The organism is Cutibacterium avidum ATCC 25577 (assembly GCF_000227295.1).
In the GTDB taxonomy this organism is placed as follows: domain Bacteria; phylum Actinomycetota; class Actinomycetes; order Propionibacteriales; family Propionibacteriaceae; genus Cutibacterium; species Cutibacterium avidum.
On the sequence record NZ_JH165054.1, the window covers coordinates 2098141 to 2109886 of the forward strand.

Sequence of the window (11746 nt, forward strand, 5' to 3'; positions counted from 1 at the left end):
CCCTGGTGGTCACTCCCCCAGCCTGCGCAGAGCTCCGACAGCCATCTCACGATCCGTTGTCGTCCAGAACGAGGGCATGGACGCCCTCAGGAAACCGCCATATCGCGCCGTCGCCAACCGCGGGTCCAGAACCGCAACGACTCCCCGATCGTCGGAACGTCGAATGAGCCGGCCCGCCCCCTGGGCCAACAGGAGGGCCGCATGTCCGGCCGACACCGTCATGAATCCATTACCGCCAGCATCCTGAACTGCCTTGCCCCGTGCCGCCATGAGCGGGTCATCCGGACGTGGGAAGGGAATCCGGTCAATGATGACCAACCGACACGTGTCACCAGGAACGTCCACCCCCTGCCACAGGGACAAGGTCCCGAAGAGGCATGTCCGCGGATCAGCCGTGAATCGGCGCGTGAGATCGGCCAGATGTCCCTCCCCCTGACACAACACCGGAATGTCCGGCATGACCCTGCGCATGTGTTCGGAAGCAGCCACCGCGTTGCGGTGAGAGGAGAACAGCCCGAGGGTACGTCCACCAGCGGCCCAGATCAGCTCGGCAAGATCGTCGAGAACCTCTGGCGCGATGCCATCTCGACCCGGGCGCGGCAGGGACTTACCGACATACAGGATCCCCTGCTTCGAGTAGTCGAACGGTGAGCCGACGTCAACCCCTCGCCACCCCATCTGAGTGTCGAGAACCTCCGGAGCGTCCCCCTCGATCTGCTCACGTGGCAACAGCCCGACGTTCCTTGCCGTGGCCAGGAAACTACCGCCGATGCACAAGGTGGCCGAGGTCAGGATCGTGATCGCCCCCGCGAAGACGTTCTCGCGCAGCAGGCCTGCCACGCTCAATGGAGCGACGTGAATGCTGCGGTACCCCTTCTCCGATTCCGAGACCCACACCACGTCAGCAACTGCCATCGACACCATGCGGTCGACGGTCTCGAAAACCTCGCGCATGGCGGCCTGAGCTTGCACCCTCTCGGCGTCGACGGATTCCCTGGAATCCTCGTCCCGTCGACCCAACTGGCTCACTGCTTCCCTGGCTAGATCTCGCAATACCGTGCACGCCTGTATGACCTGAGCCTCGGGCTCGGTGACCTGTCCCGGCGCGGTCGCTTCCAAGGCTCTGGCCAGCACGTCCGCCTGATTGAGCAGATCAGCGCTCACGTCGTCGTCAAGCCATGTCGAGGCCCGTTTCGACGTCATCGTCACGAGGGAGGGAGACAGCCCCTTGGAAGCAGCCCCGGTGAACCGATCCACCAGCTCGTGGGCCTCGTCGATGATGACGGTGTCGTGCTCCGGCAACACGTTGTTACCGTTCAGCGCATCGATCGCGAGCATGGCGTGGTTGGTGACGACGAGGTCAGCCTTTCGGGCCTTCTCACGGGCTGCTTCGGAGAGGCACTCGCTGCCGAAGGGACAGCGCTGAGCCCCTAGACACTCGTTGGCTGGCACACTTACCTGGGCCCACGCCAACGGAGTGTGCGGAGGTGCGTCATCACGATCGCCGAGCCCCGACTCCTCGACCTGCTTCTCGGCCCATTCACGCAGCATGACGACCTCGGCGCCTAGTGCGGAGGCCGGCGCCGTCCCAGCCTCCCTGGTGTCCTCGGCCTCAGCCGCGAGATCAGCCCCAGGGACCAGGGCGTCCTGTCCTCTGGCCCCCGCCGATCCACCGCGAACCTTGTGCAGACAGACGTGGTTGTTGCGCCCCTTGAGCACGGCCACCTTCGGCCTACGGGACAGGACCTTGTCCGAGGCGTCGAGAATTGCCGGAATGTCCTTGTGGGCGAGCTGCGTCTGCAGGGCAAGGGTGGCAGTGGCGACGACGACCTGCGCCCCTTCCTCGACACAATGGACCAGAGCAGGCGCCAAATACCCCAAGGATTTTCCGGTTCCGGTTCCGGCCTGAACCAAGAGGTGCAGTTCCTCACGCATCGCCTGGTCGACGGCCTCGACCATCGTCACCTGGCCAGATCTCTCCTGACCCCCCATCTGGGAGACGGCTACGCCGAGGAGATCGCGACACATCTTGCTGACCTCAGCCGGCTCACGCGCCATGACACGCCTCCTCGACCTCAGCGGCCAGCGCAGGATGAAGATGGGCGATGACATGGGTGCCATCGGCGGTGTGGTCAATGAGTTCGATCGTTCCGTCGCGGTGGATCTTGTCCATGAGGTCTCCGCGCGCATAGGGCATGACCACGTCAACCTTCTGGGACGGCACCGGCAGCGACCCCTCGATGGCTGTTACGAGGTCGTCGATTCCCTCTCCGGTATGAGCCGAGATGACATGGGCACTGGGAAAGGTCGACCGCAACGTCAAGATGGTGTCGTCGTCGAGACGATCAATCTTGTTGAGTACCAGGATTTCAGGAATGTCGCTGGCACCGATTCCCGCGAGCACACCACGCACGGCGTCGACCTGCCCGATGGGGTCGGGGTCAGATGCATCGACGACGTGCACCAGAACGTCTGCCATTGCCGTCTCCTCGAGGGTCGAGGCGAAGGCCTCGACGAGGTCGTGGGGAAGATGCCGCACGAAGCCGACGGTGTCGGTGAGGGTGTAGACGCGACCATCCGCCGTCGTGGTACGACGGGTGGTGGGGTCGAGGGTGGCGAAGAGGGCATCCTCGACGAGCACTCCGGCACGGGTCAGCCGGTTGAGCAGGGAGGACTTCCCCGCGTTGGTGTATCCGACGATGGCGGCGGAGGGTACCTTGTTGCGAAGGCGATCAGCCCGCTTGGAGGCACGGGTGGACTCGATGCGCTTGAGACGACGACGCAGCACAGCGATGCGATGACCGATACGTCGTCTGTCGGTCTCGATCCGGGTCTCACCGGGGCCACGACCACCGATACCGGCGCCACCAGCGGCGCGACCACCCGTCTGACGGGAGAGGTTTCCGCCCCAGCCACGCAGCCTTTGCTTGAGGTAGTTGAGCTGGGCCAATTCGACCTGAGTACGACCTTCCACGCTACGAGCGTGCTGGGCGAAGATGTCGAGGATCAACGCCGTCCGGTCCACCACCTTGACCTTGACGCGGTCCTCGAGGTTTCGAAGCTGAGCGGCGTCGAGTTCACCATCACAAATGACGGTGTCAGCTCCGGTGGCTCGGACCACCTCGGCGAGCTCAGCCACCTTGCCCGAACCGATGTAGGTCGCCGGATCAGGGGTCGTTCGCCTCTGCATGACGGCCTCGAGGACCTGTGACCCCGCGGTCTCAGCCAGTGACTTGAGCTCGGCCATGGCGTTCTCGGCATCGACAGCCGACCCCTTGGTCCACACCGAACAGAGCACCACTCGCTCGAGCCTCAGCTGTCGGTACTCGACCTCCGAGATGTCGGACAGGTCGGTCGACATGCCCGGCACACGAGTCAAGGACAACCGGGCATCCAGGTCGAACTGGTCACCGTCATATTCGTTCTGATCGTCGTTGAAGTCCTCAACGAATTCGGGCGCATCCTCGCGCTCGTCGTCAAATCGTGCGGTGTCGCTCACCCGGTCCCCGTCCTGTTGGCCCACTGTCTCGTGCCCCCAATACCTCGTGCTTCGAGGTCATCGGGCCAAGTGTAGGAGGAGGAGCCGACAGGTCAACGGCGGTTCATTGACCTCGGTGTTCCTCATTCCTCGGGAAGGCTGACCGTCCCGGTCGCGAGAATGACCGCAGGGCCCGTCAGCACCGCGTCATAGCCGTCGTCAGCAGGGGTGAGGGTGACGATGACGTGGCCACCGGGCATATGGACTGTCCACGGACCACGGTGACCGGTACGGGTGGCCATCGTCGCTGCCACGGCCACGGTTCCGGTACCGCACGACATCGTCTCTCCCGATCCGCGCTCATGGACCCTCATCGAGACCGAATGGCCGTCCAGCTGCTCGACGAATTCGACATTGGCCCCCTCGGGGAAGGCCGACCGTGGACGCCAGGTGGGCGATTCGTCGAGGTTGAGCGCAGTGACGGTGGTGTGGTCTGTCACGACCACAGCGTGTGGGTTGCCGACGTCAACCTTGCATGCCGGCCACCACATGTCCTGATGTTCGATGGTGAGGTCGTCGCCCTCGACCCGGACCGTCCCCATCGTCACCGACACATCGCCGTTGTCATACAGGGTGACGTGACGAACACCGGCCCGCGTCGCGACGTCAGCCTCGTCACCCGCGATGCGCCCGGTCCGGGCGAGGTGCCGCGCGAAGACTCGTAGTCCGTTGCCGCACATCTCCGCGACGGTGCCGTCGGCATTGCGGTAGTCCATGAACCACAGTTCCGGATCGCCGTCCCACCCGGCGACGTCGCCGGCCCGCAGAGCCTGCAGGGTGCCGTCGCCGCCGATACCGAATCGACGGTGGCACAGCCACCGCACCTGCCCAGGGGTCAGGGGCTCGGGGCGGTCGACGATGACGAAGTCATTGCCGGTCCCGTGTGCCTTCCAGAACGTCGTCGTCATGTCGTCAATCCTCCTCGTCGGTGGACAGGGCGGTCAACACCCGCGCCACAACCTTGTCGTCGAGATCGGGATCAAGTGCATTGAACCATTCGATACGCTCGTCCCGGCGGTACCACATGAGCTGTTTCCGGGCGAAGCGGCGGGTGCCGGTCACGGTACGACGACGGGCCTCCTCCTCGTCATACTCGCCGTCAAGGAACTCCAGCACCTGCCGGTATCCCAGCGCTCGACTTGCCGTGAGGCCGTCCCTCAATCCGACGTCGACCAAGGCACGAACCTCGTCGACCAGTCCGTTCTCCCACATCTGGTCGACGCGATCGGCTATCCGTCGATCCATGTCCTCACGAGGAAGTTCCAGACCAATGTGCACCGTGTCAGGCCAGTGGGAGGTGCCGTCGGGAATGGTGGCGGTGAAGGATCCGGTGAGGTCAATGACCTCGAGGGCTCGCACGATCCTCCTGCCATTCCCCGGCAGGATCGATTCAGCCGCCTTGGAATCCCGTCGTGCCAGTTCCTTGTGCAGGGCCTCCGGACCTTCGGCCTCCAGACGTTTCTGCCACTTCGCTCGTACCGTCGGATCAGTGGGGGGAATGGTCATCTCGTCGACGATGGCCTTGGTGTACAGGGCCGAACCGCCGACGAGCACCGGGACGACACCGCGAGACAAGCACTCTTCGGTCGCTTCGCGCGCCAACTTCTGCATGAGGACGATTGAGGAGGGTTCGGTGACGTCAAGGATCGACACCACGTGGTGCCTCACTGCACGCTGCTCGGAAAGGGTAGGGGTGGCGGTACCGATGTCCATCCCCCGATACACCACCATTGAATCAGTGTTGACGATCTCGGCGGGGCGCCCTTCACGTCCCAGGCGTGAACAGACTCGCACCGCCAACCCTGATTTTCCGCTGGCAGTAGGCCCGAGAAGACAAATGACCGGCAAATTCACACGTTCATCCTTACGCACGGCAACGACATTGCGGGGCCAACGCGTAGAGCGAAAAACCTCACATGAGTGGACCATCTCGTGTGTAGCCTAAAGGGGTCATCCCCGAGAGGGGGAAAACTCCCGAAAGGAGATCACATGGGACTCTTCGACAAGGCCAAGGACGCCATCAGCGACCACCAGGACGACATCAAGGACCAGGTCAGCCAGCACAGCGACAAGGTCGAGCAGGGCATCGACAAGGCTGGCGACATTGTCGACGACAAGACCGGCGGCAAGTTCTCCGATCAGGTCGACAAGGGCCAGGATGCCCTCAAGGACAAGCTTGGCGACCTCTGAGTCGTCCACGACATGACGCGGCCCGTCCCCTGAGGGGACCTGCTCCGGATGGGAGCGGATGAGCTGCGACACGAGGGGTGGTGCTTCACTGAGCACCATCCCTCGTCGCATGTCTGAATAGGTTTCACAGCAGGCTCCGAGCCACCCCCCTTGTCAGCCCTGCGCCGCGCCGATCGTCGGAATACCGAGCATGGTGACGCCGGGCTGAGCGCATGACCCTTCACGGATCTGCCATGCGTCGCCGCCACGGGTATGGCGCAGGTTCACCAGGCCACCATCGGCAACCAGGTGATGGGGATGACCGGACGTGATGACGACCTCTCCAATGTCGCCCGGACGCGGAACCTCGTCATCTGGGGCCAAGCTGACATGAACCAGGCGGTTGTCCCGGGCCCTTCCGGTGACGCGATGGGTGACCTCGTCCTTGCGCCCCTCGCCCTCGGCGAACATCACCTCAACGGTGCGACCGACCTGAGCCTTGTTTTCCTGCCAGGCGATGTCGTCGACGAGATCGACGAGGCGTTCGTAGCGTTCCTGGACGACCGGCTTGGGGACCTGGTCCTCCATGATCCCTGCCGGGGTATTGGGACGAATGGAGTACTGGAAGGTGAAGGCAGCGGAGAACCTCGACTCCTCGACGACACGCATGGTTTCGGCGAAGTCCTCGTCGGTCTCCCCGGGGAACCCGACGATGATGTCTGTGGTGATGGCGGCGTCCGGAATGGCCTCGCGCACCCGGTCAAGGATTCCGAGGAACTTCTTGGACCGGTAGGATCGGCGCATCCGGCGCAGCACCTCGTCAGACCCGGACTGCAGAGGCATGTGCAGGCTGGGCATGACATTGGGGGTCTCGGCCATGGCCTCGATGACGTCATCGGTGAAGGCGGCCGGGTGGGGTGAGGTGAACCGCACCCTCTCTAGACCGTCGATCTCACCGCAGGCCCGCAGCAGCTTGGCGAAGGCGCCACGATCACCGAACTGAACTCCGTAGGAGTTGACGTTCTGACCGAGCAGGGTGATCTCCTGGACTCCCTCGTCAACGAGGGCTCGGATCTCCGAGAGAATCTCACCGGGGCGTCGGTCGGTTTCCTTGCCGCGCAGCTGCGGAACGATGCAGAAGGTGCAGGTGTTGTTGCATCCCACCGAGATGGAGACCCAGGCCGAGTATGCCGAGTCGCGTCGGGTGGGCAGGTTCGACGGAAAGGTGACCAGGGACTCCTCGATCTCCACCTGGGCCGTGGCATTGTGACGGGCGCGCTTGAGCAGGGCCGGCAGGGAGCCCACGTTGTGGGTGCCGAAGACGACGTCCACCCATGGTGCCCGCGCGACGACCGTGTCCTTGTCCTTCTGAGCCATACAGCCGCCGACGGCCAGCTGCATACCGGGGTGAGCCGACTTCACCGAGGCCATGTGGCCGAGGGTGCCGTAGAGACGATTGTCGGCGTTCTCCCGGACTGCACAGGTGTTGAAGACGACGACGTCAGCCGGCGCCAAGGTGTCGGTTCTGGGATCGGGAACGTAGCCGGCCTCCTCGAGGAGACCGGCAATGCGCTCGGAGTCATGGACATTCATCTGGCATCCGTAGGTCACGACCCGGTAGGTCGGGGCCTCGGTCTGCCGCACGGTGTTACTGGGCATGGCGCGAACACTTTACGTCATCAGCCCACGTACCGGACCAGCCCGTCCCTCACACCATCGTCTGCAGGACCAGGAGGATCCCGCCATACACCAGGACGAACACGACCAATGGCCACACGAACTTCAGCCAGTGCGAGTACCTGATGTCCAGCATTTGCAGAGTTGCCATGACCAATCCTGTGGGTGCCAGGAACAACATCGCGTACTGACCCCACTGATAGGCGCACAACACTGTGGCTCGCGACACCCCGGCGGTGTCGCCGAGAGGAGCCATGATCGGCAGTGCCAGAACGGCCAGACCCGACGACGAGGGCACGATGAATCCCAGCAGGAAGAACACGATGAGCAGGGACAGCACGAAGACGGGGCCGTTGACGTGGGAGACCACCTTGGCTGACTCATACAGCAAGGTGTCAGAAATCAAGCCTTCATTGAGGATGTGATTGATTCCACGCGCCAACCCGATGATGAGGGAGACGGCCACCAGGCTTGATGATCCTGCGCTGAACGCATCGACGAGTTTTTTCTCACTGATTTTATTCGGTCCGGTCGCAGCAATGAACATGATGACAATGGCAATGGCGAGGAATGATGACGCCATCGCCGGGAACCACCATCCTCGGGCCATAACTCCCCACACCATGATGGGAAAGGCTGACGCGAAGAGGACGAGGATGACTTTACGACGCCAATCGAATCCCATCTCGGTGCCGTCATTACCCAAACCCCACTGAGCCGCAAAAGCGTCGCGATCCTCCCAGACGTAGGAGAATTCCGGATCTGCCTTCACCTTTCGTGAATACCAGGCGAGATAGATGACGACAGCTACCGCTCCTCCGACCAGCCCTACCACACGCCATGGCATGCCTTCGGTGAGTCGAATACCGGCCGCATTCGCTCCGATGGCAGAGGAGAACGGGTTGATGGTCGAGAAACACGTACCAATCGATCCAGCGAGAAAGACCGACCCAACGACGACCAGAGCGTCATACCCCATGGCGATGAAGACCGGAGCAAGGATGGGATAGAAGGCGACTGCCTCCTCCTCGAGTCCACACGTCGTTCCGCCCACGATCATGAACAGGGACACGGAAAGGACAAGGAGGAACTCTTTTCCCTTGGACTTGGCAGTGAGTCTCCCGAGACCGGCCTCGAATGCGCCACTAGCCCTCACAACGCCAATGAGGCCACCCAGTACAAGGATGAAAACGATGATGTCGACGGCCTCGATCGTTCCCGTCACCATGCCGTTCGTAATCTCTCCGATACCGGCTGGATGGGATGCCAGGCGTTGATAGGTGCCTGGTACTGACACCGACCCCGTCATGGACCCTGAGGTGAATTCCGAGATCTTCATGGCGACCCCATATTTGTCGAGGGTCTCCTGGGTGGCCGCATGCTTCGTCATGGTGCCATGAGGATCCACAATGACCAACTGTTGCGAACCTGCGGAGTAACTCATCTTTGAGTAACTTCCGGCTGGGACGAGCCATGTACACGCAACGGCGAGAACTGTGAGGACGAAAAGGATTGTGAAAGCTGACGGAACCCGTAGGCGATGGCGGGTCGCAGTAGCATTGTTGTTGGACAAGGTTCACCTACTTTCAGCATCGGTGAGTCGTCGCAACGGAAGGACCGACGACACTGCCGGTTCACCTGCCCTCCGTTGGGCACTATCAACTCGACTAACAATAGTATAACAACCCAGTACCTGCAGGTACTGGGGCTTAAGAATTAGCGCCCGGAAAGGACGGGACGATAGGCTTTTCATCATGATCAATGACGTCATACTCCCCACCGGCACCCAGTACGAGATTTCCCACGGTCCTTGGCAGGCCGTCGTGACGGAGCAGGGAGCCACCCTTCGCAGTCTTCGCCACAACGGAGACGACGTCATCAAGACCTTTGAGGCCGACCAGTCCCCCGCTTCGTCGCAGGGGCAGCAGCTCCTCCCCTGGCCCAACCGCATCCGTGACGGCCGCTACCGATTCGATGACGTTGACCAGCAGCTGGCTATCAGCGAGGTCGATCGCAACAATGCCATTCATGGTCTGGTGGCGTGGTCGCCGTGGCACCTCGTCGAGCACACCGACTCCTCGGTGACCCAGGAGATCCGGATCATGGCTCGGCCTGGCTGGCCTGGAACGATTGATGTCCGGCTGACCCACAACCTGGATGATCACGGACTGACGGTCACCGTGAGAGCTCGGAACGTCGGGGCCACGGCAGTGCCTTTCGGCTATGCCGCCCATCCCTATTTCTGCCTCGGCGGGTCCATCGATGAGTGGAAGATTGACGCCCCGTTTGCATCCTGGCTGCAGGTTGACGATCGGCTTCTGCCGGTGCGGATTTGTGGGATGGACGAGGTCCACACGATGAGTGGGCAGTCGCTCGGTCAGCGCACCTTCGACACCGCCTACACCTTGGATCGTGAAGGAACCGTTGGATCGCCGGCATGGCGCATCAAAGTCACCAGCGATGAGACCAGCCATGAGTTGTGGGGAGATGCGACCATGGGCTGGGCGCAGATTTACACTCCAGATGACCGCCTCAGCCTCGCCGTCGAACCGATGACATGCGGGCCGGACGCCTTCAACGAGGGCCCCACCCATGGAGACGCCATCCGCCTGGAATCCGGGGACGAGGTCGCCCTCACCTGGGGAATCGCCTGAGCTGGCTGCTCGGGACGGCATCCCGAACCACCACGTTTCCACAAGGGCTGGTGGCTCAGGATTCTCCCACCGTCTCCACGGCTTGGAAGGAGCGGATGACGGTAACCCTGGTGCGTCCTGGCACGGTGACCTGCTCCCCCACCGCCAACGCGATCTGGCGTGCAAGTCGGGATGCGTGCAGATCGTCCACCGTACCCGGATCGACGAGAATCTGGACCTCACGTCCAGCTTGCAGGGCGAATGCCCGTTCGACCCCGGAGAAGCTGGTGGCAATCTCCTCGATGGTGTCCATCCGGCGGACATGGGCCTCCAAGGAATCTCGACGTGCTCCTGGGCGGGCCGCAGAGATTGCATCGGCAGCCTTGACGATGAGATCCGTGACGCTCACGGGCTCAATCTCATCGTGGTGAGCTGCAATGGCATGCACGACCTCATCGGATTCCCCATGGCGTCGTGCCAGTTCGGCACCGATGGCCGCGTGGGTTCCCCCAACCCCCGGGGTGAGGGACTTACCGAGATCGTGCAGGAAGGCCGCACGACGACAGGTGTCGACGTCGCCACCGATTTCGGCTGCCAGGGTGGCCGCGAGTCGGGCGCACTCGACGCAGTGATCGAGCACCTGTTGGCCGTAGGAGGTCCGGAAGCGCAGAGACCCGAGGATGGGGAGGAGCCGATCGTCAATGTCGCCGATCCCGGCTTCGGACAGCGCCTCGGACGCGGCTTCCAGGCACATCTGTTCGATGTGGTCGACGGCTCGCTGATGAGCCTTCTCGATGCTGATGGGGTGGATGCGACCGTCTTCGACCAAATCTACGAGAGCCTGTCGGGCCACCTCGCGCCGCATGGGGTCGAAGCAGCTCAGCAAGACGATGCCCGGAGTGTCATCGATGAGGACCGTGACTCCCGTCACTTGCTCGAAGGTGCGGATGTTGCGGCCTTCTCGCCCGATGACGCGACCCTTCATCTCGTCGCTGGGCAGTGGAACGACGCTGACGACGGTGTCGGCAACCATCTCGGAGGAACACCGCTGAATGGCATCAGCCACGATGTGCCGAGCTTTGCCCTCGGCGTTCGTCGTCGCCTCGGCGATGATCGCCCGGGCACTGTATTCAGCCACCGCACGAGACTCTCTGCCGAGGTGCTCTGCCAGTTCGTCTTGGGCCTGGCCAAGGGACATCCCGGCGACGCGCTCCAGCTCCGCGACAATCTGCTCGTCACGTCGATCGAGCTCGGCGTCCCGCTCGTCGAGGTGGGAGCTGCGCTCCGCCAACTCCAAGCGCTCCCTCTCGAGCTTGTCGAGGCCGTCGTCGAGGTGGCGACGGGCTTCGCGCAGCTGACGATCACGCTCTGTCAACTCTTCGGCAGAGCGCTGGTTGATCTCAAGCAGGGCCTCGGCGCTGTGGCGAGCCTGCTCGGCATGATCGGCTCGACGCTCTTCATCAGCGAGCCGCACTCGACTGGACTCGAGCGCAGCGCGAGCTGCCTCGGTCTCGTCACGACTGTCCGCAAGATCCTGAGTCGCACGCACCAGGCGCTCCTCGCTGCGGGATAGCTCCAATGCCTTCGCATCGCGTTCTGACTCTGCTCGTTCCGCCCTCCTGCCAATGGCTCGACGATCTGCCAGCCAGCCAATGATGACTGCCACTGAGAGCACCGCCACCACGACGAGTGCGATGAGCATGACCTCTACCCTTCCTCACATCCTGAC

At 62.8% G+C, this 11746-nt stretch carries 9 protein-coding genes; 2 read left to right on the top strand and 7 right to left on the bottom strand.

The features are described 5' to 3' along the window. Positions 1-9 precede the first annotated feature (9 nt). The 4 genes from HMPREF9153_RS09375 to miaA all read right to left on the bottom strand — a co-directional run bounded on the left by HMPREF9153_RS09375 (position 10) and on the right by miaA (position 5410). Positions 10-2058 carry an ATP-dependent DNA helicase gene (locus HMPREF9153_RS09375; protein WP_004811561.1) on the bottom strand — a complete coding sequence of 683 codons (2049 nt, stop codon included), beginning with the start codon at positions 2056-2058 and terminating at the stop codon, positions 10-12. Beyond that, positions 2048-3499 (bottom strand): GTPase HflX, encoded by a 1452-nt coding sequence (hflX, locus tag HMPREF9153_RS09380; RefSeq protein WP_036979780.1) that lies wholly within the window; start codon positions 3497-3499, stop codon positions 2048-2050. Before hflX ends, HMPREF9153_RS09375 begins: the two co-directional genes overlap by 11 nt. A 122-nt stretch (positions 3500-3621) precedes the next feature. Continuing rightward, positions 3622-4446, bottom strand: a complete 825-nt coding sequence (gene dapF / locus HMPREF9153_RS09385) for a diaminopimelate epimerase (RefSeq protein WP_004811563.1) — start codon at positions 4444-4446, stop codon at positions 3622-3624. A gap of 4 nt (positions 4447-4450) precedes the next feature. After that, on the bottom strand, positions 4451-5410 hold the full coding sequence (gene miaA / locus HMPREF9153_RS09390) for a tRNA (adenosine(37)-N6)-dimethylallyltransferase MiaA (RefSeq protein ID WP_015582822.1): 960 nt from the start codon (positions 5408-5410) through the stop codon (positions 4451-4453). Positions 5411-5527: 117 nt separating this feature from the next. Here miaA and HMPREF9153_RS09395 point away from each other — a divergent pair, with 117 nt between their 5' ends. Further along, positions 5528-5728: an antitoxin gene (locus HMPREF9153_RS09395; RefSeq protein ID WP_004811565.1), complete on the top strand. Its 201-nt coding sequence runs from the start codon at positions 5528-5530 to the stop codon at positions 5726-5728. Between the two features lie 153 nt (positions 5729-5881). Here the strand turns inward: HMPREF9153_RS09395 and miaB are convergent, their stop codons facing one another. Together miaB and HMPREF9153_RS09405 are read right to left on the bottom strand one after the other, a co-directional pair. Beyond that, positions 5882-7366, bottom strand: coding sequence for a tRNA (N6-isopentenyl adenosine(37)-C2)-methylthiotransferase MiaB (miaB, locus tag HMPREF9153_RS09400; protein WP_004811566.1), 1485 nt, complete (start codon positions 7364-7366; stop codon positions 5882-5884). 49 nt (positions 7367-7415) lie between these two features. Beyond that, on the bottom strand, positions 7416-8957 hold the full coding sequence (locus HMPREF9153_RS09405; protein ID WP_004811569.1) for a YfcC family protein: 1542 nt from the start codon (positions 8955-8957) through the stop codon (positions 7416-7418). A 181-nt stretch (positions 8958-9138) separates the two neighbouring features. Here HMPREF9153_RS09405 and HMPREF9153_RS09410 point away from each other — a divergent pair, with 181 nt between their 5' ends. Then, positions 9139-10038 (top strand): aldose 1-epimerase family protein, encoded by a 900-nt coding sequence (locus HMPREF9153_RS09410; RefSeq protein ID WP_004811572.1) that lies wholly within the window; start codon positions 9139-9141, stop codon positions 10036-10038. Between the two features lie 55 nt (positions 10039-10093). On the opposite strand, the gene rny is transcribed toward HMPREF9153_RS09410, so the two are convergent. Then, on the bottom strand, positions 10094-11719 hold the full coding sequence (rny, locus tag HMPREF9153_RS09415; RefSeq protein ID WP_004811574.1) for a ribonuclease Y: 1626 nt from the start codon (positions 11717-11719) through the stop codon (positions 10094-10096). Between the last annotated feature and the right edge of the window lie 27 nt (positions 11720-11746).

Excerpts from the sequence above, each read along its gene's own strand:
- HMPREF9153_RS09395 (WP_004811565.1), top strand. The coding sequence starts at position 5,528 with ATGGGACTCTTCGACAAGGCCAAGGACGCCATCAGCGACCACCAGGAC.
- miaB (WP_004811566.1), bottom strand. The coding sequence starts at position 7,366 with ATGCCCAGTAACACCGTGCGGCAGACCGAGGCCCCGACCTACCGGGTC.
- dapF (WP_004811563.1), bottom strand. The coding sequence starts at position 4,446 with ATGACGACGACGTTCTGGAAGGCACACGGGACCGGCAATGACTTCGTC.
- HMPREF9153_RS09375 (WP_004811561.1), bottom strand. The coding sequence starts at position 2,058 with ATGGCGCGTGAGCCGGCTGAGGTCAGCAAGATGTGTCGCGATCTCCTC.
- rny (WP_004811574.1), bottom strand. The coding sequence starts at position 11,719 with ATGCTCATCGCACTCGTCGTGGTGGCGGTGCTCTCAGTGGCAGTCATC.
- HMPREF9153_RS09410 (WP_004811572.1), top strand. The coding sequence starts at position 9,139 with ATGATCAATGACGTCATACTCCCCACCGGCACCCAGTACGAGATTTCC.